Below are 23,222 nucleotides of genomic sequence, written 5' to 3' on the forward strand. Positions count from 1 at the left end.
CTTTTAATCAGTAGAGTCAAGCTTCAAAGAACATATAGTGATGCAGCTTCTTTTACCCATACGCAAGGGTGATAAGTATTTTAATAACATGAAATGCGAATAAATATAATAACCCGGCGGCATATCGTCCACCGGGTCAGCACTATTTATTAGCGTAACAGACAGCTTTGGCCGCCATTGTTATTACTTTGGAAATTGCCGGAATTACTTAAATCTACCTTAGATGCCTGTAAAAGAATATATTCAATTTCTTTAAGCAGCCCACTTATTGGTGTATCGCTGGTATTGGTTAAGGCAAGAGATCCGTTGGTGCTCACTGCGCCTATCGTTTGCTCCATTCCTTTTCCGGATCTCACCATTGGGCCATAAAGTGCATGGAGCTTCAGTGGGCCAAAGTCTGTATCGTATTTCACGTTAACAAGATTGGTCACCATAATCTGATGGTTAAATGCACCCTTCAGGATCTCCAGCATTTTTTGGATATCGTTATGGCCAAAGGTTAATTCCCTGAAAAACCCCAGGTAATTGCGCACGTGCGCTACGGTTGAGGTCCCCTCAAGGCCTGTTTTTGCGAGTCTTGCCAGCTCCCAGAAAGATAGCGCCTGTTCGTTTTCAAAGAATACGGGGTGTGTGGTGATATTAAGGCCAAAATTGTCATCCAGATTTAATACGCCCCTGGAGCAGATAGGCGAAATCAATTCCATTTTAACCTCTGACCATTCGGACCGCATCTTTCTGGATGCCATAATCGCCGCTGCGCAGATGGCGCCATGAACAGTGGTGTTTTCTTCCCTGGCCCTGTTTCTAAGGCGGTCGGTTGCCGCTGCCGAGAGGCGCAGCGATGATACTTTGGGACTAACCATCCTTTGACTTATTCCCAATTCATTTTTAGGTACAGTTTGGACTGGCTCGTCATCGGGCAATCCCAAAGTTTGGTCGTTGGACAGTTGGTTTTCAAATTTCTCCAGTTCTGTTCCGTTTACTGCTTTCAGCAGATCCCTGATCAGATAACTTACTGAAGTGCCGTCGGCGAGCGTATGGTTTGCAGCAATGATCAGCACGGTAGAATCCGGCTTTTGTACCAGCACCACCCTGATAAGCGGCCCTTCTGCGGTGTTAAATCTTTGCGCCAGCTCTTTTTCTACTTCCTGTTCCCAGCAGTAGTCAGCATCAACATGGATTACCCTAAATGGAATGGGCAGCTTGTCTGTGTGCTGTTTTACTGGTCTTGAAAATTCATCCATTACGATCCTGACCGAAAGGTTGGGATGTCTGCGCTGTACTGCGGAGATGGCGAGATTCCATTTCTCAACTGTTGCCGTACCTGTTATTTCTGCGGCAAGCGCAAAGTCTTTGGAATCGATCTGGTCAAGTAGCCAGAACGTTTTTTCGAATGCACCCAGGGTGCGGTCTTGTGTAGTTTTCATTAGGTCACAAATTATGTTTGAACTGCAAATCGAAATCTGGCTAGAAGCGAGCTTCTGGTTATGTTCCTATTTGTCCCTACAAAACTCGTTTTTCAGCTACCCCGCTGGAATGGATAAATGGAAGGATGTATTGTACATTTTCCCCTGAAGAAACTGTTGATATATCAAAGCAAAGGTTATTTACAAGTACCGTAGGAATACACCCATTTGGTTAAAGCGCGAAAAAGACAGCAGAAAATTCAAGGTATCGGTGAATATACGAATGCAGTAACTGGTAAAGGAAGGATGCCTTTGACCAGGTTCTGGATATGAAGAGAACCAGCCTGCCCGGTTTGTTTGATGACAATGCCAAAGAAGATCAGCCCTGAAAAAAGTGCAGGTTTCGCTGAGGGACATTTGATCACGGGTTGATTAGCTTCGGATCGTTGCCGCGACGATCACGGTGGAGACAATGGTTCACTGCCGGGTGCTGGCCAGAAATCGGGGGTGTACTTTTAACTTTGACAATAACGGAAATACGAATGGCATAGGGATCTGTTTTTCCCTATATGAATCGTAATTCCGTACTTGCGGGGATCGGTAGTATCACTGATTTTTGCATGAAAGAATTCAAAAAATGGAAAAGTCATTTAACTTCAATAACGAACTATCAGGAAAGGTTGCCCTGGTAACGGGCGGAACAAAGGGAACCGGAAAAGCTATTGCTGACAGGTTACTGGCTGCCGGAGCTCAGGTCATCATTACGGCAAGGAACGAGCCTGGGATATATGATGAGAATCTTCATTTTATTCCGGCGGATCTGAGCAGGGCAGAAGGAACGGATAAGGTGGTGGCTGAAGTACGATCAAAATACGGCAAACTTGATATCCTGGTGAATAGCTTAGGAGGCAGTGAAACTCCCGCTGGTGGCTTTAGTGCCTTGACCGATGAACACTGGGAAGAGACTTTGCAGACCAACTTACTTGCTCCGGTCAGACTGGATAGGGGTTTTCTGCCGCAGATGATCCAACAGAAAACAGGTGTGATCGTTCACATCGCATCCATACAGGGGAGGCTGCCTTTATATGACAGTACACTTCCTTATGCGGCAGCAAAGGCAGGGCTGATCAACTACAGCAAGGGGCTTTCCAATGAGGTGGCTTCGAAAGGTGTCAGGGTGGTAACGGTATCTCCGGGTTGGATCATGACTGATGGTGCCAAGAGAATGATGGAGCGAATATCGCAAAGCTCAGCAATTTCAATTGAACAGGCTACCCAAGGCGTGATGGATGCTTTGGGCGGGATTCCGTATGGCAGACCCGCCGAGCCGGAAGAGGTAGCGGAACTGGTTGGCTTCCTTGTTTCTCCAAGGGCGGGTTATTTAACGGGTACAGAATTCGTAATCGACGGCGGCACTATCCCTACGACCTAGTACACCATTCCCGTAACCAGTTCGTGATTACTTTATACCCTGGATGATTTTATTCCTGTGCTGGAATCCCCATTTTTCCATCGCTGTCAATACATCATCCAGGGTTTGGCTATAAGGCGTGAGTTCATACTGGACAGTAACGGGTTTAGTATCGCATACCTTTCGGCTTACCAGTCCGTTCATTTCCATTTCCTGCAATTCCTTGGACAGGATGCGCGGGGATATGGCCGCTTCCCTGGATAACTCATTGAATCCTTTTTTGCCGCTCTGAAGCACTGAAATCAAGATTAATTTCCATTTTCCGCCCACTATGTCCAGCGTATCGCGTATAGCCATTTTGGCTTTTGCACAACTTTCGATCGTATGATTTACCATATACTATTCTTTTTGTAAGTACTATCCTTTTTGTAACAGATAACAAATGTATAGTATTTGTTCGGAAATTTGTGGCTTAATCAACAATTGATAGTCATTCATGAGAAACAGAAGCATATCAATAATCACCGAAAACCATTGGCACAATGGATTTTTGGGCAATGGCCACAAGGCGATGGCTGTCCTTGATGGTGTCAGCTACAAAGACAGCGATCCTTTTATCCTGTTTATGGATGACATATTGGACCTGCCCGGCGGAGCGCCAGTTGGGGGAGCACATCCCCACGCTGGATTTGAGACCCTGACTTTGGTGCTGGAAGGTAATGACAGGGAATGGAAAACGGGAAGTTTTGAGCTGATGACGGCGGGAAAGGGAATCGTCCACACCGAGGAGATCACTTCAAAGCAAAAACTGCGTATCTTACAGGTGTGGCTGGCATTACCACCTGAACAGCGGTATGCCCAGCCTTTTTTGCGAAAAATATTACTCGAAGATGTGCCAACAATTAAGACCGGCGAATATGAAATCCGTGTTTACGGTGGCAGCAGCAACGGTTTGGTCTCTCCCCTGAAAACCCATACACCATTTATCCTGATTGAATTCATGCTGAAAAAGCTTGCGGTGGTAAATCAGGAAATTCCATTGCAGTATCATGGCCTGGTCTATGTGCTTCAAGGCCGGGTAAAGGTGGGTGACAAAATTATCAGTTCCGGGCAAGCTGGCTGGCTGGAAAGAACAAACGAAAAAGGCAGTGGCCAGCTTACCCTGGAGGCATTGGATGAGGATACGCATTTTGTGCTGTATGCTGGACAGCCACATCATGTTCCGGTTGTCCAGCACGGACCTTTCGTAGCCGATTCGGTGGAAGAAATCGCTCCGCTGTACCGGAAGTTTAAAGATGGACAGTTCCCGCATTTGAACGACCTGTCAGATGAACAGAAGGTTACATATCATTCAGATGGGCGCATTGATTCAAAGGCTACCTGACAGGGATGGAATCAGCGATTGATTAGCTGCAGCCAGGAATAATCGATGCCGGTTAACCTCATGTCATAGCGATTTAAATCTCCATTGATTGATCATAGTCCGGATATCCCTTCAGTATGGCCCGCTTTAACCTTTGCTGATTTTCATCTCCCCAGCGTCCGATAGCAGCAAGTACAGGTATCAGCGTCCTGCCGAAATCGGTAAGTGTATACTCAACTTTTGGAGGCATTACCGGGTAGATTGTCCTGGTCACCAGTTCATGTTCCTCCAGTTCTTTTAGCTGGATGTTGATGACACGGCGGCTTGCATCTGGTATTTTACGTTGCAGTTCGCTCGGACGCAGAAAGCCTTCGCTGATGAACCACAAGCCTGATCTTCCACTTGCCATAAAGCACTTCCGCTACCAGGTCCAGTCCGCAGTTGAGGTTCGGAAATGTCTTTTTTTCATACATGTATCAAAGATATGTGTAGACCAGCTAACAATCAATAGGGATAAATTATTCCCTATCTGAATCGTAGTTCCCTTATTGCAGGTTATGCAGGTACTATCGAAATTTGTACATCAATATGTTAATTTAAAAATAAATATTATGAACCTACCAAAATTAATATCAGACTTAGTGGAAGCACAGAACATCCACGACGGAGCAGCTTATGCTTCCCTTTTTTCAGACGATGCAGTAGTATTCGACGAAGGAAAGACACATAACGGAAAACAGGAAATCCAGAACTGGATAGAAAAGTCGAACCAGGAGTATCAGAGCGTGCTAAAACCGATCAGCTATAATGATAGCGCAAATGGCTCGGTGCTTGAAGCGGAGGTTTCGGGAACATTTCCCGGTAGCCCGGCAGTCCTGCGCTTTAATTTTACGTTTCAGAACGGGCTGGTCGGATCACTAAAAATCACCGGGTAGCTGGTGTTAAAGCGCGTCCGCCTGAACACAATTGCCAATCACCTGACCATAGCAATGCAGCAATGGAAATTGTTCTTCTCCGGCAGCATTGCTATTTTTTTACCATAATCCAAATGTCAATCAAAACAAATACCTGCACCACAATACTGATACTGTTCAGCATACTTTTCATTTCTCCCCTGATCATCAAGGGGCAATCGACAAGTCTTGATCTGAGTGAGCATAAAACAGTTGTTCAAAAAAAGTACGGGCTTGATCCATCTAAGCCACTGACCGCAAGGATTGGGAATACACCGCCCGAAGTAATCCAGAAATTCCGGGATGCTGGGATGTCCCCGACACGCCACAGACTTAGCAAAGCCGACAGTGTTAAGGTGGTCAGGGCCTTTAAAATGCTTCCTCCGTTACATGCCCGTGTCCTGAAGGACCACCTGCTGGGCATCAGTTTTCTGGACAACATGCCCAATACAGCGCTGACTGCAACGATGAACCCGGAGAGCCCATTCCTGGTTTTTACCATCACTTTTAGGGCCGAGATTTTAAAACAGGATGTCTCCCAGTGGCTAACCTGGAAGGAAATGGGCTATTATGAAATAGATAACCCAGATTTGCAGGTTTCCATCGATGCAGGCAGGCTTGACGCAATACTTTATGTACTCCTGCACGAGGCGACCCATGTTGTAGATGGCTCCCTTGACCTGCTGGGAATGAATAAAACCACGGGGACTTTTGACAGGGAGGCAGACCTGAAAAAAAACTTTGCACAAGGCATCTGGACCGACCGGACTGAGCTAAATGCAAACCTCGCTGACACCCTCACCTTGCACAGCCGCTTTCGTGGCGGGGCCAGGCTATTACCTATACATCTTGCAAGGGAGATCTATGAATCAGCTGCCAAAAAGCCTTTTGTCTCACTTTACGCTACCTCCAGCTGGCACGAAGACCTGGCTGAATACCTCACCATCACCCATTTTACCAAAAAACTTAAACAGCCTTTCAGGATCACGATTCAGGATAGGGGCAAAGAGATCTTCAGCTACGAACCGATCAAATCTGCCGCTGTCAGTTGGCGGATTCCCCTTATGCAATATTTTTACGCAAAGGCTGAATAGTTTAAGTTTTAACAACAACCATCATCATATGAATAAGCAAAAAATCCGCATAGGATTCATCGGGCTTAATCCCGACAGCCACTGGGCAGCAGCAGCCCATTTACCCGCATTAAGGTCATTGTCTGATGACTTCGAGATCATTGGAGTGGCCAACCGAAGTTACGAGAGCTCAAAAAAAACAGCACAGTCCTTAAATCTTCCCCTTGCCTTTAAGGATGCGCAATCACTGGTTAGCTCAAGCGAGATTGACCTGGTTGTGGTAACCGTAAAAGTCCCCTATCACTTTGAACTGGTCAGCGCAGCACTGAATGCCGGCAAACATGTTTTTTGCGAATGGCCTTTGGGAAACGGACTAGGGGAAGGCAGGAAACTGGCAGCGTTGGCCAGGCAGAAAGGCGTTATCGCTGCAATCGGAACACAGATGCGCTACGCGCCGGAGGTGGCCTACCTGAAGCAGCTTATAGCAGATGGCTATGTAGGTAAGGTATTATCCACTACGTTGATTGGTGCCGGTGGTAGCTGGGGAAATGAAACAGAAGCGGATCTTTATTACCTCTATGATCAGGCCAATGGTGCAACAATGCAAGCCATACCTTTAGCCCATACGCTGGTGGGCCTAACGGAGGTATTGGGTAACATTGAAGAGTTGTCGGCCCGGATGCTGACCCAGTTTGACCAGGTCAGGTTGACCGATACAGGAGCGTTAAAGCCTAAAAATACCCAGGATCAGATATTGATACATGGTACACTCAAAAGCGGTGCTGCCTTATCGGTGCATTATCGTGGTGGCATAACAAGGGGAACTAACTTACTATGGGAGATTAACGGTACAGACGGTGACTTGCAGGTAACCGGTGAAAATGGTCATGGCCAAATTGTTCAGCTGGCTATTAAAGGCGCGAGAGGAGAAGAAAAAAAAATGAAAACACTTACCCCGCCTGCCGGTGTCTACAGCGGATGGCCATCTTTTTCAGGCGCCCGGAATGTTGGCCATCTGTATGCCTTGATCGCTGAAGATATCCGTACGGGTTCAAGAAAAACGCCGGATTTCGAAGATGGTGTTGCGCTTCATGAATTGGTTGACCGTATTGAGAAATCGTCGCAAGAGAAAAAAGAAGCGTGGGTGAGGAGTGATAGTGATAAAAAAGTCGAACCTTAATTAATTGATAATCATATACATGAGTCAATGTTGCAGGTTGGGTTAACTCAAGCAGGATCGAACTCTTAATTGCCTTATTTTCAATGAATAACAGGTTTATGTCTGTTTTTTTCTTTTCATAAGAAAATTTCATAAAAAGAAAAAGCCTTGAAATTGAGCTTCTTTCAAAGAAAAGGTTCGACTTTCAAGGCTTTTTGCCGTTTTGGTAGCCCTTACTGGACAAATTTCGAATTTTTTCTTGTCTGATTTGCAGGAATTGGCTAAAGTTTCAAATTATTTTAAAATTTAGAGGATCGTTACCAGACAATTTCCGAACTAAAATTATTAGGTAATGATCAGTGCCCAGAACTTTATCTCACTGAGATCTGGATTTCCATTGAATTTTTTTCTGGCTATCCATGAAGGTGAGATTTTTATATTTCGAAATTGGCTTGAGACTCGGTGAATCGTTGTGGAGTCAATCCGCGGAAGTTCGGCCTCTTATGAGCATTGTGGGGCTATAGTAAATTTTGAAAAAGTGTTGAAAAATAAAATAGAGGGACAGTATAGAAAAAAGAAATTATTGTAAATATTTTTTGGAGTTTGAATAACAAACCTTACAATCAACGAATGTACCACTGACACCACCCATTGAAATATCAACAATACCGAGCATTCGGTTACTTCTGTTAAGTGGCAGCACTTTAAATTCTTTGAGGAATGCAATTTTCTCATATACCATTGATTCTTTAAAAGCTGAAACGTTTGATTTGACGAGATAATTTTGGACGTTCGTTGATGTTGTAATCTGGTTTGTAGCTTACTTGTACTTCGGCTACCTTAAATTGTTCTTGTACCATAGTTGTATTTATTTGAATATGGCACAGGTATCAAGCTACCTATTGTGTAGAACTAGCGAATATCTCTTGTAGCTCTTCTGTTGGATGGAAACCATTTACAGCCCTATCATGCACAAATAAACTATCTTCATATGTTACAATCGTGAGGGAATCAGGTTTACTTTCGTCTGAAATTTGGTCAGAAAACCCAGCTATCGCAACAGGTATCCATTCGCCCTCTACTTCTTGATACGTATAAGCAGCAATAGTCAATACATACAAGGATTGCAGGTCTTTCGAAAACCCACTTTTTACAACCAAGTACTCACCATTATGGTTGCGAAAGAAGACCGCTCCGCTCGTCAGCCTGTCGTAATAAGCTTCCAATGGATTGCCCTCAAATGCCTGTGGTGTACTTGGGTATTCATTTGGTTTATCTTCGTAACTAAAAACAACACGTTGTGCTGCGTTAGGTGTCTTAGACATTATGCATCTAGGGGGTATCATATCATCTGGTGAGTCAAATAAGATTTTCATATATTGTTATAGTCCGCGTTAATTCCCTGTTCGGTTTGAATCCGTTAATCAATCTCTTCATATTTTCAATTTCAAGTGTCAACTTGTATAAACAATTTGCATATAGCCTTTTTAATTTAGTACTCTTGGCATTGCTCTGTATATTTGTCCTTCAAGTTGGCACCCCCCTTTCGCATGTTGCGGATGATTTTTATCAATTGTTGGATCTTCAATGTCTGAATTGAATTTTGGCTTGCCCCATTGTTTAAAAAAAAATGGAACATCGTGTTTTATACACATATCCCTTAAAGGAATAATCCAGGATAATTCAAGTCGCCTAGCTTTATGTCCTGATTCACCGCCAACAATTATCCAATCTAGTTTTTTGATTGGAAGTAAATGTACCGGCCCTAAAAGAGGTTCAACTGACAGAAACTTTACCTTCGCATCAGTCTGTACCAAATCATTAGCACGGAACGCATAATCCTGATTTTCAACTGAAACGCCCATCCATATATTAGGTGTCCAATCTATTTTATCTGCGATTTTTAACAGTCTGTCTGATCTTTTGGTTAAAACTTGATAAGTATGTTGGGGTGTTTGGTTCATTACGGCAAAAACAGATAAAATAAAATCATCTGGGATTTCGTCATGGAACAAATCACTCATAGAATTAACAAAAACAACTTTAGATTTTTTCCAAGTAAAAGGTATATTTAATGATGTTGGGTGGACACGTATCTGGAAACCACCATTATACTTTTCTACTCCCATTGATTTTAATCGTCTCGACATAACCTCGGCGTAGCAAAATTTGCAGCCCGGGCTAATTTTCTTGCAGCCTGTTACAGGGTTCCAAGTTACCTCTGTCCATTCAATTGTCGATTCAGCCATGTCTATTAAATGTATTTATTCATTACCTCATTTGCAATTTTTACAGCATTTTTATTATTTGATGCAAGAAAAAAATGATACATAGGCGAATTTTTAGAATTTTTTAATACAAACCCCTTTGATACAAATTTAAAAACGGTGTTTAATTTCTCCTGATAAAGTTTTGCAGCCTTATCTACCACATGTTTATGCCGTTTGGTTGAAACATCCCCAAAAAGATCAGTTTGTGGTGGAAAGTAAAAATATTTTAACACTTCTTCTTTACTCATTCCAAGAAAATCATTCAACTTTAATATCCATTCATCACTCAATTCGCCATCTTTTGTTAATAGTCTGGTTACACCCATTCCGATCGGAACTAGTATCCACATATCTATACCATGGCCCTGCAATTTTTCCAAGGATTTCCATCTTACTTGCATGCCCTTTGGGTCAACAAAGGCCAAAACACGGTAATATTTATTTTCTTCCCGGCATAAAAAGCTAACCAAAGAATCTATTTTTTTTTCAAAATCGGAGTTGATTACGTAATATTTTTTAGATGTTCCATATCTCTTAGCGATAGTGCTTCTGAGATTATCAGCATATTTTTTTACCAATTCAACGAAATAGTACATATCAAATCCCGCTGGCTTGCCAATATCCATAATTCTTATTGCCGCACCTGTGACGGCTTCCTCATTAATAGTCTCTATTTCCCCAGATCCTGCGAACCCATCAAAATAGAGAAGCTTGAATTTTTGGCCTGCCATAATAGTCAAGTATGCACTAGTATAGGAGGTTATGATTTCTATTTTTTTTTGGGTCCAGTCTCCACCGAATTTGTTATTTGAAGTCATTGAAAAGCGTTAAGATAATTGTAAATATAAGTTTTTAAGATCAAACTATACGTTCTTAGAAATACCAATTAAAAAGCCTCCACCTTTCTATGAGCTTTTAATCAGGTGCAGTCACTGAGCCGATAAGCAAATATTTCTTGTCTGATTTGCAGGAATTGGCGAAAGTTATAATTATTTAAAAGTTTAATTTCTAGACCAATATTTTGTCCTAAGGGAATTAATACAAATCATAGAATAGAAAGTCTTTGCCAGATCTGGGTATTTGTTAAGTCTTTAAAATGAGGAATTATTTGATATAAGTAATGATGCTTCTGAACAAATAAATTTCCTTCAGATAATCAGAATATTTTAATCAGATTCTAGTATGTCCTTTAATTTATTAAAACTCGCAGTATCTTTATAGATAAATTATATAGCTCTTGGAATGAAAGAAATAAAAACTTTTGACAGATTTTTTCTCATATGCACGATTTGTTTTTTTATCATAGTGTTTTTAATTTGTGCATTTCCTTTGTTTTTAACTACGGATTCTAAGTTTGATGAAACTACTGGGGTTATCGGGGATACTATTGGTGGGACCATGGGGCCTTTTGTTGCAATTGCCGCAGCATTTTTAACATTTTTAGCTTTCTGGGTTCAGTATAAAGCGAATGAGCAACAGAAGGCAGATTTGAAAACCCAGAAACTCCAGTCTGAAATTGATGGGTTTGAAAGGACTTTTTTTGAGTTAGTTAAGCTTCACAGAAGCAATGTTCGCGAATTAAATTATAGTAAATTCATTGGGTCAGAGACTAGAACTTATTCTAACCGGCAAGTAATGCGTGTTATATTTCAGGAATTCATCGAATGTTATAGAGATGTTAAAAAATTCTCTAATTCTACGGACCCCAAAGAATATATAAATAAACATCATCTTGCAATATTGAGTGATTTAAAATCAACTAACAAAATAAGTGCTGATGTCATAGAGATGGCAATAATCGACATTTCATATTCAATTGTTTTCTTTGGTGTTGGTATAGATGGAGAATCGGTTTTAAGAGATCGTTTTAATCTTAAGTATAACAATCTTTATTTTTTCAAACTGTTAACATACATTAAACTGAAACCAAAAGCAGAAAATAAAGAAATGTTTGTACTATGGAAAGAGCTTAAGAGTCTAAATCTAAAAGATCTTACAATGATAATTAATGAAGTTTATACTCATCGAAATCATTTAAAACCGACTATAGAGTTGAATGAATTATCTAAAAAGTTTCTTGCGCTACTACCAGATTCATTTGAAAAGTATTATGGCGGACACCAACACAGGTTAGGCCATTATTTCAGACATTTATTTCAGTCGTATAAATTTCTAGATAAAAATAAATTGCTGATCAAAGAACAAAAATATTTTTATGGTAAAACTTTGAGAGCTCAATTGTCGACATACGAACAAGCTTTAATCTTTATCAACAGCATCTCAACTTTAGGGATGAGGTGGGAATATACTTTCAAAAACGACGTAAAATATCTAGGAGATGAAGCATCCTCAACTGGTTTAATAACAGAATACCACCTTATTAAAAATCTACCAGGCAATCATTTTGTAGGTATTACATACAAAAAATATTATCCAAAGGTTAAATATGAAAATAAAGAAAGTTAAAATAACAAGAACTATTAGAGTTTCCCATATCAAAGAATAGCCAAATTGGAGATTTTGGGAATAGTATCCCTCTCACCAGCGTATGTCTAAGCGAAAGGGGGAATGAGATGGATGACTTGCGCATCAGCATTATACAACAAAGTAACTTACTCACAAAATATGCTGATTTATGAAAAGGCTATTACCTTAGAGCTACTGAGAATAGATTCACGAACGATTTCATAGAAGATTTGCGCCGTTTAGCTAGATCGGACAAACTTCAGGAATAATTCGTATTTGTTTCCCTTATGGATTTTGGAGCTCGAACTAGTCCAGAATTTTGAGCTATTTTTCGATTTTAAGTAAATGCGTAAAAATTCAATACCAGATTTGTCTATTTATACTTCTTGGTACTGAATTGGTTAAATATGTAGCAACCAAGTATAATTGAGATGATACCAAAGAATTTCGTTGAGGAAATCATTAGGAAAACAGCAATAGAGTCAATAGTTGCCGATTATGTTAATCTTACACCCGTGGGTGCGCAGCTAAAGTGAATTTGCCCTTTTGTAAAAACGCTGGTTTTTCAGTTTCTATCGATAAGCAGATTTACAAATGTTTTAAATGCAACAAAGGCGGGGGAGTGATCAATTTCATTCAGAAGATTGAAAAAAAATCTTTTCCGGCAGCAATCAAATTTTGGCCCATAAACTGGAACTCGAAGTTCCAGAAACAAATAATTAACACTTTCAAAATTGCCCACAAAAATTAAAATGGAAACTAAAACGCTTGAATGGCTGCAAACTGGCCAATTTCGAATTTTAAAACACATCGTTGTAATTGCAGACCGAAATCACAACGAGATTGAACTAGGAAGCATTTTCTACAAAAGGGAATTTACATCGGAATATAAAATGACCGAAACGGAAGAAAATGAAACAGATCCGATCCTAAAACTCTTGGACGGACTAAAACAGAAAAACTATCCCAGTGATGCGGCCGATCATATAATATTGGAGGCTATCAAAAAGCAATATCCCAAATCCTATGTGCGTAATGATACGCTTTTCTTTAATGTCGATCTTGAAATGCTAACAGTACTAAAGAATAGAAATGTAGTTGCAGGAAAACTATACTTCGTGCCGGAATTTTCGAATACCGATATTTACCGATATGTAGGTAAGTCTTTTCCATCACCAAAAATAGGCTTTAATTTTTATACTTATTATAATGCAGGAGCCATGCATGCGGCGTATTTCTCAGCAAATTACCCTGCTGAAAACCCAGGTGTACTAGATTTATTTCAAACAATCGAATTCGAATAAAAGCTATATTACTTTACCTGCACTTCATGGTAACCTTTCTGGCTAAGGATACGAAGGTATATCCCCTTCGTACCTTTGATCAATAGGATCAAAAAGTCCGTTTTCAGGTGATTAAACTTGAATTGAGATTCAATCATTTTTAGATCAGTGCCCGAAGGAGAGGGATAGGGTTCAGGATGGGTATGCCATTCCCCCAAATAAATGGTCTGCCCATTGCTGTTATGGAATTCATAGTCCAAAATGATTTGTGCGCTGTGTCTATGGCGTTCAAAATTAAATCTGGAACATTTGTCCAGCGGCGTAGGTACGGCCAATTTAGTCACATTCACTTGTCCGTCAATAATTTTTCCAAGAATAATTCCGCCTGCCTCAGGTAGCGAAGACTTATTTTGGGTAAACCGCTCCAGGATCGTAAGCGCCTCGGCATGGAATAGTATATCGTATTGGTCTAGCTTAATCTGCATCACAGTGTATTTATCGTTAAGTTGTTTGGTTTATTTTGTTTTCCGAGTTCCGAAAGCTCAAAACCTTGGGCTGTCGCTACAGATAGGTCACCTGCAAAACTAAACACCAGATTTTCTTTAGGCGGGTTTTCAATGATCGAATATAATTCAGGAACCAGATTAGCGAATAGCAGACTAATGGATGCCTTTCCGTAAGGAACATATGAACCCTGGCAGCCCGCCTCTCGAAGTTGCGTCTGGCGGCTCGGATCCTTATAGGTTTCAGGCGAAATCATATTGTACCTATAAAACCCATCATCCTCCAGGTCCCTCAACGAAAAACCAGTAGAGGGGTTGATATAAAGTGCATGCCCGCCAAGTAGATAAGGCTCCACCCAGAAAAACATGACCGGTCTGGTGATCGTTCCATCATTCAGGCATTGCAGGATGTAACTCTCCACAGCATCCTTGCCAATAGAGCAAAAAATAATATCCATAGCATTCACCAGCGCAGGGTCTTTCCTGATCAGATCTACAATTGATCCCTGGTGCCTATCAATATTTAAAAATGGATTATTATAGGTCAGATATCTGGAAAGCCCATCTACCTTACTTTTTCCTACATCGTGGAAGCTTAGTAAATGACGGTTCACATTCTCCAAGCCCAAAATATCCGGATCGCACAACACAAAATCAGAAACCTCCAGACTGCTCAGGTAATATAATAAATGAGATCCGATACTGCCCAAACCAGCTAACAGGAACTTATGTGCAGGTTTGTTTACATTAACGCCATCAGTCCGCTTTTGCAATCTCGACTGACTAAAATAGCGGAACAAAATACGGGCAATAGACTTTTTAGGCTGGACGGTCTCCATTACATTCAATACCGAAACGTTTTTGTGCCTCCAGCCCTTAATTTCAGGTTTGATTGGAGCAATATAAAATCCAAAAAACAGCACCTCTCCGTCAATATTTAGGGAAAAGGAAAATATCTTCCGTCCGAAGCCCTGGTTCAGGTACTTGCGGACCCCGGCCCATTCCCCTGCAAACTTTGTTCTCAATAAAGCCAGCAGCGCCCGGTTATCATACAGAAAGGGGGGCTTCAATTCCTCAATTTCTCCCAGGTAGTAAAAAGGCTGCTCTTCTATCTTGTGTCCCCTGAGCTTAAAGAACTCGATTACCTGCTCTGAGCCGGTGTTATCCGAGCCCATAAAAAACTCAACATTGTGATAAGCTGGAGAAAGAATTAAGCCAGTGTGCATTCCAGCAGCGAGTGTTTCGATCCCATCACCCATATAGGCTTCAAATATCTGATCTTTGCTTCCATATACATTTGACCAGTAAGCCACCACCTCATCTTTAAAATCGCCAGTATTAACTTGGTTGATCCCATCAGCGATAATTATGGCAGCTCGTTTCAGACAGGCTTTAACAATATCTGTAGGCCTGTCAGGATCCAGCTTAATATTCTCATCATCAAACAAACAGACATTGCGTTTATCATCAACATGGGGAATATATTTGATACTCTCATAATCCCCCTCGGATAAATAAATCCGCGGGAGGGAAAGCGGAAATTCCTTCCCTGGCTCTACAAACACCGCGAAATCCCTGACCCCGTCAGCTAATGGTACCTCCAAAATTACCTTCCACTGCGCAATCTTTTGAGGATAGCCTTCTTTTGTCTTTCTGGTAATCGTCGTTTTTTCGACAGAAAAGATTTTAGAAAGCTCCTCAAAAGCCTGCTCGCGTGCCTGTTCGAAATCCACCATTTACCCTAAGCGCTTTTAGCATTACTGGTTACTACCGCAGGTGAAGAATAGTGTTTGGCACCTTCATCCTCATCCTTAGCATTCGCGCAAGAAAACCGGTTACCCAAATGCTTCTGCCATTTATGGCAGGCGTTTTTAGGATTGGTTTCATTAATGGCCTGATTTGCCGATTCTAAAAATGCGCCTAATTTATCCATGAAGTATTTTTCATAACTGTATCCATCCATTACATCCTCATCTGCCGGCACAGTTGGCCTCAGGCATTCAAACCTCCAGTTCAGCTCATCATAAATTTTTTGGAGCGTATCACGAAATCCGATATCATCCCTTTCGTTCGCACAAAAATTATCCGCCGCCCATATCGTCATCACAAATCCTGTTGGCATCTTCTTAGACCCGTCACTAAAATTCTGATAATCACTCCAAGCCTTCAGATATTTCACAAACCGCCTCAATTGCTCATTTTCATCCGCCTGTTCATTGAACCACTCACTAAACGCTCTGGGATCGCTTGGTACCCAGCCATCTCTTTTATGGGCCAGTTTAGGTTCGTCCGGGTTAGCCTCATCGATAAAATAAATCGGCTGGTCAATGTGGCGGCCATCTGCAAATTTTGTTCTCACGCAGGTATTTTTATCAACTGGTGGTACTCCAGTATAGCCATCAACGGCATCCCATATCCAGTTGTGATAGGTCTGCACACTTTTGCGCTGATCCAAAGGACCGATAAAATAAACCCCGTCATCGGTATCGTACTTGGTGATAATTTTATCCTTGCCATCTTCCTGAACAGTACGGGGAATAGGGTTGATAGTAGTCTTCATTGCCGAAGAACCCTGCGAGGTGAACTTCGGTTTGATCTCGTCTTTATGATTTTCCTTGAAATCATCCCTAATCCAGTCCCTGAGGTTAGTCCGGGATTTTTTAAGCTTCCTTTTACGGTCGTCCGTTAAAGAAATCGTCGAATTGAAATCGACGAATTGAGCGTGACAGTTTGCCATAACTTAGTTGGTTTTATAAAGTTTTTGCTGTTTAAAAAAGTCGGCTACCTCGGATTTCTTGCGAAACTGATCGCCCATATCGTTTCCTTTCCCACGGATCAGATCCAGCGCGGCAGGAGTAGCCACGTCCAACTGCACCAATTCTTCCTGCGAACTGGACACCTCTGACGAAGGAATTCGTAAGTAATCCACTGGAAGATCATTCAGAGTAGCAATTTTTTTCATGAAAAAATCAGTAAAAAAGGCCTGCCCGGTAAAAGAAGTTTCGAAAAGTTCATCCTTCCAATCCAGGAAGGAGCGTTGGCGTTTAAGCCCAGTAGGCTTTCCACCGGTAAGTGAAAGGCTGCTGACCGAAAGTATTTTGAGCCTATCATAAGGTTTGTCCTTACCCACAAAATACTGGAGGGCCTCTAAATAGCCCACCAATGTCGGATTATTTCCCCACACGCCTCCATCGATAAACTGTTTATTGTCATAGTAGGGGATCTGTGCCATCGGAAAATAGGTGGGCGCTGCGCTCGTCGCCAATGCCACATCCACGTAGTAAGCCTTATTATCCCGGTTCAGATCACCTTCTTTATGGTCATATTTAAAAATAAAAGGGCGTGCCTCGGTGACATTATAACTTGGGATACAGAGCAGATTATTGCTTTCGCCAATCTTGCGTTCCCCAAAAATTTTCACCAGTGCGGCCTTAAGGTTTTTGTCCTTGAATTTTCCGCCGTTGATCAATTGCTTAATCGTGCCGTTGCTGTATTTTTTACCCCTGAATTTGATTTTCCTGAAATTGGGAAATATCTTCGGTCCTTCCTGATCATAGAAATCGCAGATCTCAGACGCCGGTATTTTTAGCGAAAGAGCCAGTGCGATCAGACCACCAGTCGAAGTCCCACAGAACATGTCAAAATAATCCGATAACTGGCACTCGAATTTTTCTTCCAGGTGACGCAAAATCGTAGCACTGTAAAGTCCCTTAATGCCGCCACCGTCAATCGATAATATCTTAAAAACCTTTTCTTCTTTTTGAGTAGTTCTTTCCTCCATAGTTTATATTTGGTTATGAGTACCGGGACACATAGAGTGCCAATGATTTTTATACCGATCTGAACTTTAGTATAAAAGTTCGTCTCCTAGTACTACACGATAACATATAGCCTCCGGGAATGATTTTCAGAATTTATTCAACAGTAAAGATGACAGACATCTGGGCATAATAGGTATTGATTTACTGTCAGTTTGGCGTTTTTTTTTCGGGTGTTTTGAGAAATTATATCGACCAATACAATGAAGCTCCACCAAGAGTTAAGTATGAACTGACCGAATTGTTTATGGAACTGGTGCCAATCTGGAAGCAACTTGAAATATGGAGAGCTAAGCACGGAGGGGCAATTGCCACAGCTAGCGGTAGTGACTCGTAGTTATCCGTTATAATCCTATATTGGTTTTATGTGCTACGCTTGTGTAGAACATAGCTACTCGTGCTGTGCACTTTACATATAGCATCTTTGCTCGATGAGCAGGCGGCGAGTATATATCAATCAACACAGTGTTATTAATGCGTCTTATCGGATATAGCTTTACAGCAATCGAATAGATGAACGGATATTACTTTACAAAGGCTCTGCCAATGTTTAAAAACTTTTCTGACAGTAACGCTGAAGAAGTCGTTCGAACACTGAAAAGATTTTCAGAGATAATAGTGAATAATCATTTAAGAGCCAAAAATAAAGATCATTAATGATTTTAAGTTCGAACTCTAACTGTTTGGTAATCAGTAGTTAATGTTTTTTTGCCGCTTCGGTTAACGCAAACAGGATCGAACTACTAATTGATTTATTTTCAGTTAATTGCGACTTTGTAGTCTCTCTTTTCTTTTCAGGGTAAAATGGAATGAAAAGAAAAAAGCCTTGAATTTGAGCTTCTTTCGACGAAAGAGTTCGAACTTCAAGGCTTTTTGCCATTTGAGTAGCGGGGAGCAGGATCGAACTGCCGACCTCAGGGTTATGAATCCTGCGCTCTAACCATCTGAGCTACCCCGCCGGGCTTAATATTTACTACATAACGTAAATATCGATGTGGTTATTTTTAAGAGCTGCAAATATAGAATAAATATACATTCTATTAAAAAGAAATTTGAAAAATACTTTAAAGCCTTACTGCTCAGTAAATTTGATTGTTTTTAAGAGGCTGCATGGGTCATTTTAAGCCTTTAGGGTAGCCTGTTTTTAGAAATTACAACACAACAAAACGCAGCATTTTGGCAGATACCGCAAAATTAACCGTATTTCTGTTCTTGGTATATCATTAAGTCTATTGCCTAAGGTAGGTGTGAGGGATATTTTCAACTGACCATTTGTGCTGATAAAATTAATGGTTTCAAAAAGATTGATTACCCCCTGGTGGTACCAAGTTATCCCTAAGGTAACCTTATCTGTAGCTGATATTCGCCAATTCTTTACCTTTTAGGTAATAAATTAGGTAGCGCCAGGGTAAAGAAAAGGTAACCATGGGGTAACCCTGGGGTTAACTTGGTGTACAGAAAGGGTAAATAAAAGGTAAACAAAGGGTAAAGAATAGGTAGAGAAAGGTAAACAAGGGGGTAGAGAAGGGTAAACAACATTTTGCCTGTCCTATACTGAAATAATTTCAACAATTACCCGCCTTTTCTTAACAACTAAGGCATATAAGGTTCATATCAGTTCAATCGAAAACTTAAATGGACTAAAATTCCTTATGTGGTGAAAGGGCTGTACGCAAGCTTTTTATAACAGATTTAGTGGTATTCTTTACTCCCGCAAAGTGGTCAGCTACTTGGCATCTTTTTCTTAATCATATCAGGTTTATATAAACATCAGATTTTTTATTGGTTAGTATTGCAGATGTTGAGCAGAAATTAGGAGCCGATTAATCAAATACCACCCTGCGTTCGTCATCAAAATAGCCCTCTGGCATGAACTAACGAGGGGAATGACCACTGACGAATGAACCAATGACCAATGAACTGATGCACCTTGAACCAATAAAAATTATATTGTTGCAGATATAGAATAAATTACCTTTCTTTAGAAAAATAATATTAAAAAATAGTCCGGAAATTATCCTGGTAGTGTACTAACATGGCAGAAAAGAAAAAATTTACACTAGAGTACGAAGTTAGATCGTCACCAAGAATATTGTATAGTTTTATAAGTGAACCAAACGGCTTATCGCAATGGTTTGCGGACGATGTGAATTTCCGCGATCAGGTATATACTTTTACCTGGGATGATGAGCAGCAAAAAGCAAAACTGGTTTCCATTAAAGAAAATAAACTCGTTAAATTTAAGTGGCTGGATGATGAACCTCAATGTTATTTTGAGATGGAAATTGTACAGGACGAACTAACCAATGATGTTGCCCTCTCGATTACTGATTTTACAACCGATGAGCTTCTTGCAGAGAAAAAATTAATCTGGGATAACCAGATCGATTATCTGATTAGCGTTTTGGGTGCATAAATTACCTTCGTATTGTTTACCTTTGTAGGGTGAAAAAAATACATCTTCTATTAATAAAAGCATTTGTGAAGCCATTCATAGCAACATTTTTTGTTATGATGTTTATTCTATTGATGTTTTTTCTGTTTAAATGGATTGATGATTTAATAGGAAAAGGTTTCGAATGGTATACCATTCTGGAGCTGATGTATTATGCCTCGGCTGCCAACGTATCGATGGCGCTGCCACTATCGGTACTGCTTTCTTCTATCATGACTTTTGGTACGCTAGGCGAAAATTATGAGCTGGTGGCCATTAAATCGGCAGGAATTTCTTTACAGAAAGCCATGCGCCCCCTGTTTGTGGTGATTTTGATGCTCACCATAGCCTCCTTCTTTTTTGCCAACTACATGCTGCCCAAAGCCAACCTCAAATTTGGCTCGCTACTGTACGATATCAGAAACAAAAAACTTTCATTTTTAATCAAACCAGGGGTTTTTAATAATGCCATTCCGGGTTATGCCATCCGTGTCGATTCGAAAGAGGAAGACGGTACGTTACACAATATCATGATTTACGATCACCGTGAAAATAACGGGATTCCGAAAGTAATTCTGGCCAGAGAAGGTAAAATGAATAAAACCTCCGATGGTAAGTTTTTGGTACTTTACCTTAAAAATGGCGTGCAGTACGAAGAGCAATCTTCGAAAAACGGGATGTACAACCCACGGCAGATTTTTACGCGGAACCGTTTTAAAGAGACCTCACCGCGTTTCGATATGTCGTCTTTTGATCCCAATACCACCGATCCGAATGCTTTCGGAAACAGTACGCCCATGTTAAACCTGAAAGGGATTGTTAAAAAGCGCGACTCGCTGACCAAGCAATTGGATACGATGAAAATGCAGACCATTGCCAACCTCACCAGCAACTTTAAGCAGTTTAATGTAACTAAAGGTTATAGCAAAGTAAAAGCCGCGCCGAAAGCGATTGATGATGTAATACTGAAGAATATCCCGAACGGATCGCGGAAACTGGCCCTCGATAATGCAAATAATACGGTAGCGAATATTATGCAGCACGTACCCAACTGGGGGCCGCGCCAAACCGATTTAACCGGCGAGATTATTTTTACCACAGTAGAATACCAGCGTAAATTTACCCTGGCTGCATCCTGTATCCTCTTGTTTTTCATAGGTGCACCATTGGGTGCCATCATTAGAAAAGGGGGCATGGGTTTACCAGTGGTGGTAGCCATTTGTTTCTTCCTGGTGTACCACATTATTACCACGGTGGCCGAAAAATCGGCACGCGAAGGTAATTTAAACCCGATATTCGGGATGTGGATCGCCGTAATTGTTTTATCGCCGCTGGCGGCCTTTTTAACCTATAAAGCTACCGTAGATTCGGCCCTGTTTGATGTAAATTACTACAAACAGCTCTTCGTTCAGCTGTTTAAAAAGAAGAAAAAATAGGCGCCTTTTCCTTTACTTACAGATGATATTTTAATCCAAATATTGCTCAATAAGGTTGTACATTTGTACGGGTTATTGTTTGTGGTAAAAACTGATTTTAATACGCTTTACACACCATTTGCCCCATAATGTTTATAACATGCAAACAAAATTAAACACAATAGAAGAGGCCATCGCAGATATAAAAGCTGGTAAAGTGATTATTGTTGTAGATGACGAGAATAGAGAGAACGAAGGTGATTTTTTAACGGCAGCCGAAAACGCAACGCCCGAGATCATCAATTTTATGGCTACTTACGGCCGTGGTTTAATCTGTGCGCCCTTAACAGAAGAACGTTGTAAAGAGTTAAACCTGAACCTGATGGTGGGTAAAAATACAGCCGCTTACGAAACTAATTTCACGGTTTCGGTAGATCTGGTTGGACACGGTTGTACCACAGGGATCTCAGCAAGCGACCGCTCCAAAACCATGCTGGCCCTGGTTAATCCTAAAACCAATCCTGAAGAGCTGGGCAGACCAGGACATATTTTCCCTTTAATTGCCAAAGATGGCGGCGTAATCCGCCGTGCAGGTCATACAGAAGCTGCGGTAGATTTAGCGCGTTTAGCGGGCATGAAACCTGCAGGTTTATTGGTAGAGATTTTAAAAGAAGATGGCGAAATGGCCAGACTTCCTGATTTATTTAAAATTGCCGAACAGCACCAGTTAAAAATTATATCAATAGAAGATTTAATCGCTTACCGTTTAACCATAGATAGTTTGATTAAACAAGAGGTGAGCATCGACTTACCTACGGCTTGGGGCGATTTTAAAATGACGGCTTATACGCAGTTAGATAACAATGCCACCCATTTAGCCATTTCTAAAGGCGAATGGAATGCCAACGAACCGATTTTAGCACGTGTACACAGCTCTTGTGTAACGGGCGATATCTTTGGATCATGCCGTTGCGACTGCGGTCCGCAGTTGCACAAAGCATTAGAAATGATCGAAAAAGAAGGTAAAGGTATAGTGGTATACATGAACCAGGAGGGTAGAGGTATCGGGCTGATCAATAAATTACGTTCGTACAACTTACAGGATGCCGGTTTCGATACGGTAGAAGCGAATATTAAATTAGGCTTTAAAGGCGACGAACGCGATTATGGTGTAGGTGCGCAGATCCTGCGATCGGAAGGGGTGACTAAAATGCGTTTAATGAGTAATAACCCAACCAAAAGAGCTGGTTTAATTGGTTATGGCTTGGAAGTGGTGGAAAACATCCCGATCGAAATTGCCAGTAATGTACATAACGAACGTTATTTAACCACCAAAAGAGATAAAATGGGCCATTCGATTATGAAAGGATAATTTAATTGGCAGTTAACAGGTTGCAGTTGACAGTTTGGATTGTGCGAACTGAAAATTGTTAAATGAAAACTTATACAAGACCAACAGTTGAACGGGTGTTCGATTGTTGGTTTTTTTGTTTAGTTCAAAATCGGGAGTCATCACGGGGCGTTCGTCTTCCTGAACTTGTTTCAGGATCTTTATAACCTAAGTTCGATTAATATTAGCAGCATGTATTTGCTTTTTATCGCTTCTAATCCAGGCGCCTCGTCATGCTGATCCGATAGTTATCGGATTTATTTATTAGTAGATTTAAT

Annotated in this window: 23 protein-coding genes and 1 tRNA gene; 12 read left to right on the forward strand and 12 right to left on the reverse strand. The window is 41.1% G+C overall.

The annotated features are described in order from the left end of the window. Window positions 1-149: 149 nt before the first annotated feature. Window positions 150-1,427 (reverse strand): condensation domain-containing protein, encoded by a 1,278-nt coding sequence (locus ACN9MR_RS00865; RefSeq protein ID WP_426327758.1) that lies wholly within the window; start codon window positions 1,425-1,427, stop codon window positions 150-152. A gap of 616 nt (window positions 1,428-2,043) precedes the next feature. Between ACN9MR_RS00865 and ACN9MR_RS00870 the strand changes: the two genes are divergently transcribed. After that, complete coding sequence (locus ACN9MR_RS00870) at window positions 2,044-2,838, forward strand: SDR family oxidoreductase (protein WP_426327759.1); 795 nt, start codon at window positions 2,044-2,046, stop codon at window positions 2,836-2,838. A 27-nt stretch (window positions 2,839-2,865) separates the two neighbouring features. Here ACN9MR_RS00870 and ACN9MR_RS00875 read toward each other — a convergent pair whose 3' ends face one another. Continuing rightward, window positions 2,866-3,213, reverse strand: a complete 348-nt coding sequence (locus ACN9MR_RS00875) for a winged helix-turn-helix transcriptional regulator (RefSeq protein WP_426327760.1) — start codon at window positions 3,211-3,213, stop codon at window positions 2,866-2,868. 100 nt (window positions 3,214-3,313) lie between these two features. On the opposite strand from ACN9MR_RS00875, the gene ACN9MR_RS00880 reads away from it, so the two are divergent. Further along, a complete protein-coding gene (locus tag ACN9MR_RS00880; protein ID WP_426327761.1) occupies window positions 3,314-4,201 on the forward strand; it encodes a pirin family protein in 888 nt (295 codons plus the stop codon). A gap of 73 nt (window positions 4,202-4,274) precedes the next feature. On the opposite strand, the gene ACN9MR_RS00885 is transcribed toward ACN9MR_RS00880, so the two are convergent. After that, entirely contained in the window at window positions 4,275-4,589 is a 315-nt protein-coding gene (locus tag ACN9MR_RS00885) for a winged helix-turn-helix transcriptional regulator (protein ID WP_426327762.1), read from the reverse strand. A 202-nt stretch (window positions 4,590-4,791) separates the two neighbouring features. Between ACN9MR_RS00885 and ACN9MR_RS00890 the strand changes: the two genes are divergently transcribed. The 3 genes from ACN9MR_RS00890 to ACN9MR_RS00900 all read left to right on the forward strand — a co-directional run bounded on the left by ACN9MR_RS00890 (window position 4,792) and on the right by ACN9MR_RS00900 (window position 7,386). After that, a complete protein-coding gene (locus ACN9MR_RS00890) occupies window positions 4,792-5,115 on the forward strand; it encodes a nuclear transport factor 2 family protein (RefSeq protein WP_138820248.1) in 324 nt (107 codons plus the stop codon). A gap of 113 nt (window positions 5,116-5,228) precedes the next feature. Further along, window positions 5,229-6,227 carry a hypothetical protein gene (locus ACN9MR_RS00895; RefSeq protein ID WP_426327763.1) on the forward strand — a complete coding sequence of 333 codons (999 nt, stop codon included), beginning with the start codon at window positions 5,229-5,231 and terminating at the stop codon, window positions 6,225-6,227. A 28-nt stretch (window positions 6,228-6,255) separates the two neighbouring features. Then, window positions 6,256-7,386, forward strand: a complete 1,131-nt coding sequence (locus ACN9MR_RS00900; RefSeq protein WP_426327764.1) for a Gfo/Idh/MocA family protein — start codon at window positions 6,256-6,258, stop codon at window positions 7,384-7,386. Between the two features lie 878 nt (window positions 7,387-8,264). Here the strand turns inward: ACN9MR_RS00900 and ACN9MR_RS00905 are convergent. The 3 genes from ACN9MR_RS00905 to tcmP form a co-directional block, all read right to left on the reverse strand. Continuing rightward, entirely contained in the window at window positions 8,265-8,741 is a 477-nt protein-coding gene (locus ACN9MR_RS00905; protein ID WP_426327765.1) for a hypothetical protein, read from the reverse strand. A gap of 111 nt (window positions 8,742-8,852) precedes the next feature. After that, the gene (locus tag ACN9MR_RS00910; RefSeq protein ID WP_426327767.1) at window positions 8,853-9,614 is read right to left on the reverse strand and encodes a DUF5131 family protein; all 762 of its coding nucleotides are present in this window, start codon (window positions 9,612-9,614) and stop codon (window positions 8,853-8,855) included. A gap of 5 nt (window positions 9,615-9,619) precedes the next feature. Then, a complete protein-coding gene (gene tcmP / locus ACN9MR_RS00915; protein ID WP_426327768.1) occupies window positions 9,620-10,453 on the reverse strand; it encodes a three-Cys-motif partner protein TcmP in 834 nt (277 codons plus the stop codon). Window positions 10,454-10,877: 424 nt separating this feature from the next. On the opposite strand from tcmP, the gene ACN9MR_RS00920 reads away from it, so the two are divergent. The 3 genes from ACN9MR_RS00920 (at window position 10,878) to ACN9MR_RS00930 (ending at window position 13,405) form a co-directional block, all read left to right on the forward strand. Next, a complete protein-coding gene (locus ACN9MR_RS00920; protein ID WP_426327770.1) occupies window positions 10,878-12,101 on the forward strand; it encodes a putative phage abortive infection protein in 1,224 nt (407 codons plus the stop codon). 532 nt (window positions 12,102-12,633) lie between these two features. Further along, window positions 12,634-12,852, forward strand: a complete 219-nt coding sequence (locus ACN9MR_RS00925) for a CHC2 zinc finger domain-containing protein (protein ID WP_426327772.1) — start codon at window positions 12,634-12,636, stop codon at window positions 12,850-12,852. Between the two features lies 1 nt (window position 12,853). Then, entirely contained in the window at window positions 12,854-13,405 is a 552-nt protein-coding gene (locus tag ACN9MR_RS00930) for a hypothetical protein (protein ID WP_426327773.1), read from the forward strand. An 8-nt stretch (window positions 13,406-13,413) separates the two neighbouring features. On the opposite strand, the gene ACN9MR_RS00935 is transcribed toward ACN9MR_RS00930, so the two are convergent. From ACN9MR_RS00935 to ACN9MR_RS00950, 4 genes are read right to left on the reverse strand one after another with little or no spacing between them, the layout of a single operon-like run. Then, window positions 13,414-13,869, reverse strand: a complete 456-nt coding sequence (locus ACN9MR_RS00935) for a Mov34/MPN/PAD-1 family protein (protein WP_426327774.1) — start codon at window positions 13,867-13,869, stop codon at window positions 13,414-13,416. After that, window positions 13,869-15,623: a ThiF family adenylyltransferase gene (locus ACN9MR_RS00940; RefSeq protein ID WP_426327775.1), complete on the reverse strand. Its 1,755-nt coding sequence runs from the start codon at window positions 15,621-15,623 to the stop codon at window positions 13,869-13,871. The genes ACN9MR_RS00935 and ACN9MR_RS00940 overlap by 1 nt, the downstream gene beginning before the upstream one ends. Before the next feature lie 5 nt (window positions 15,624-15,628). Further along, window positions 15,629-16,624, reverse strand: a complete 996-nt coding sequence (locus ACN9MR_RS00945) for a CBASS cGAMP synthase (protein ID WP_426327776.1) — start codon at window positions 16,622-16,624, stop codon at window positions 15,629-15,631. Window positions 16,625-16,627: 3 nt separating this feature from the next. After that, window positions 16,628-17,668 carry a CBASS cGAMP-activated phospholipase gene (locus tag ACN9MR_RS00950; RefSeq protein WP_426327778.1) on the reverse strand — a complete coding sequence of 347 codons (1,041 nt, stop codon included), beginning with the start codon at window positions 17,666-17,668 and terminating at the stop codon, window positions 16,628-16,630. Window positions 17,669-17,883: 215 nt separating this feature from the next. On the opposite strand from ACN9MR_RS00950, the gene ACN9MR_RS00955 reads away from it, so the two are divergent. Then, on the forward strand, window positions 17,884-18,042 hold the full coding sequence (locus tag ACN9MR_RS00955; RefSeq protein WP_426330209.1) for a winged helix-turn-helix transcriptional regulator: 159 nt from the start codon (window positions 17,884-17,886) through the stop codon (window positions 18,040-18,042). Window positions 18,043-18,402: 360 nt separating this feature from the next. Here the strand turns inward: ACN9MR_RS00955 and ACN9MR_RS00960 are convergent, their stop codons facing one another. Both ACN9MR_RS00960 and ACN9MR_RS00965 read right to left on the reverse strand, forming a co-directional pair. Then, a complete protein-coding gene (locus ACN9MR_RS00960; protein ID WP_426327780.1) occupies window positions 18,403-18,585 on the reverse strand; it encodes a hypothetical protein in 183 nt (60 codons plus the stop codon). A gap of 5 nt (window positions 18,586-18,590) precedes the next feature. Continuing rightward, window positions 18,591-18,664, reverse strand: a tRNA-Met gene (locus tag ACN9MR_RS00965). A 1,076-nt stretch (window positions 18,665-19,740) separates the two neighbouring features. Here ACN9MR_RS00965 and ACN9MR_RS00970 point away from each other — a divergent pair. The 3 genes from ACN9MR_RS00970 to ACN9MR_RS00980 all read left to right on the forward strand — a co-directional run bounded on the left by ACN9MR_RS00970 (window position 19,741) and on the right by ACN9MR_RS00980 (window position 22,926). Beyond that, complete coding sequence (locus tag ACN9MR_RS00970; protein ID WP_029278206.1) at window positions 19,741-20,121, forward strand: START-like domain-containing protein; 381 nt, start codon at window positions 19,741-19,743, stop codon at window positions 20,119-20,121. Window positions 20,122-20,150: 29 nt separating this feature from the next. Next, a complete protein-coding gene (locus tag ACN9MR_RS00975; protein WP_426327782.1) occupies window positions 20,151-21,575 on the forward strand; it encodes an LptF/LptG family permease in 1,425 nt (474 codons plus the stop codon). A 139-nt stretch (window positions 21,576-21,714) separates the two neighbouring features. Next, window positions 21,715-22,926 (forward strand): bifunctional 3,4-dihydroxy-2-butanone-4-phosphate synthase/GTP cyclohydrolase II, encoded by a 1,212-nt coding sequence (locus ACN9MR_RS00980; protein ID WP_086544752.1) that lies wholly within the window; start codon window positions 21,715-21,717, stop codon window positions 22,924-22,926. Window positions 22,927-23,222 lie beyond the last annotated feature (296 nt).

Source organism: Pedobacter sp. R-06 (genome assembly GCF_049913135.1).
Taxonomy (GTDB): domain Bacteria; phylum Bacteroidota; class Bacteroidia; order Sphingobacteriales; family Sphingobacteriaceae; genus Pedobacter.

Excerpts from the sequence above, each read along its gene's own strand:
- ACN9MR_RS00865 (WP_426327758.1), bottom strand. The coding sequence starts at position 1,427 with ATGAAAACTACACAAGACCGCACCCTGGGTGCATTCGAAAAAACGTTC.
- ACN9MR_RS00870 (WP_426327759.1), top strand. The coding sequence starts at position 2,044 with ATGGAAAAGTCATTTAACTTCAATAACGAACTATCAGGAAAGGTTGCC.
- ACN9MR_RS00875 (WP_426327760.1), bottom strand. The coding sequence starts at position 3,213 with ATGGTAAATCATACGATCGAAAGTTGTGCAAAAGCCAAAATGGCTATA.
- ACN9MR_RS00880 (WP_426327761.1), top strand. The coding sequence starts at position 3,314 with ATGAGAAACAGAAGCATATCAATAATCACCGAAAACCATTGGCACAAT.
- ACN9MR_RS00885 (WP_426327762.1), bottom strand. The coding sequence starts at position 4,589 with ATGGCAAGTGGAAGATCAGGCTTGTGGTTCATCAGCGAAGGCTTTCTG.
- ACN9MR_RS00890 (WP_138820248.1), top strand. The coding sequence starts at position 4,792 with ATGAACCTACCAAAATTAATATCAGACTTAGTGGAAGCACAGAACATC.
- ACN9MR_RS00895 (WP_426327763.1), top strand. The coding sequence starts at position 5,229 with ATGTCAATCAAAACAAATACCTGCACCACAATACTGATACTGTTCAGC.
- ACN9MR_RS00900 (WP_426327764.1), top strand. The coding sequence starts at position 6,256 with ATGAATAAGCAAAAAATCCGCATAGGATTCATCGGGCTTAATCCCGAC.
- ACN9MR_RS00905 (WP_426327765.1), bottom strand. The coding sequence starts at position 8,741 with ATGAAAATCTTATTTGACTCACCAGATGATATGATACCCCCTAGATGC.
- ACN9MR_RS00910 (WP_426327767.1), bottom strand. The coding sequence starts at position 9,614 with ATGGCTGAATCGACAATTGAATGGACAGAGGTAACTTGGAACCCTGTA.
- tcmP (WP_426327768.1), bottom strand. The coding sequence starts at position 10,453 with ATGACTTCAAATAACAAATTCGGTGGAGACTGGACCCAAAAAAAAATA.
- ACN9MR_RS00920 (WP_426327770.1), top strand. The coding sequence starts at position 10,878 with ATGAAAGAAATAAAAACTTTTGACAGATTTTTTCTCATATGCACGATT.
- ACN9MR_RS00930 (WP_426327773.1), top strand. The coding sequence starts at position 12,854 with ATGGAAACTAAAACGCTTGAATGGCTGCAAACTGGCCAATTTCGAATT.
- ACN9MR_RS00935 (WP_426327774.1), bottom strand. The coding sequence starts at position 13,869 with ATGCAGATTAAGCTAGACCAATACGATATACTATTCCATGCCGAGGCG.
- ACN9MR_RS00940 (WP_426327775.1), bottom strand. The coding sequence starts at position 15,623 with ATGGTGGATTTCGAACAGGCACGCGAGCAGGCTTTTGAGGAGCTTTCT.
- ACN9MR_RS00945 (WP_426327776.1), bottom strand. The coding sequence starts at position 16,624 with ATGGCAAACTGTCACGCTCAATTCGTCGATTTCAATTCGACGATTTCT.
- ACN9MR_RS00950 (WP_426327778.1), bottom strand. The coding sequence starts at position 17,668 with ATGGAGGAAAGAACTACTCAAAAAGAAGAAAAGGTTTTTAAGATATTA.
- ACN9MR_RS00960 (WP_426327780.1), bottom strand. The coding sequence starts at position 18,585 with ATGGCAAAAAGCCTTGAAGTTCGAACTCTTTCGTCGAAAGAAGCTCAA.
- ACN9MR_RS00970 (WP_029278206.1), top strand. The coding sequence starts at position 19,741 with ATGGCAGAAAAGAAAAAATTTACACTAGAGTACGAAGTTAGATCGTCA.
- ACN9MR_RS00980 (WP_086544752.1), top strand. The coding sequence starts at position 21,715 with ATGCAAACAAAATTAAACACAATAGAAGAGGCCATCGCAGATATAAAA.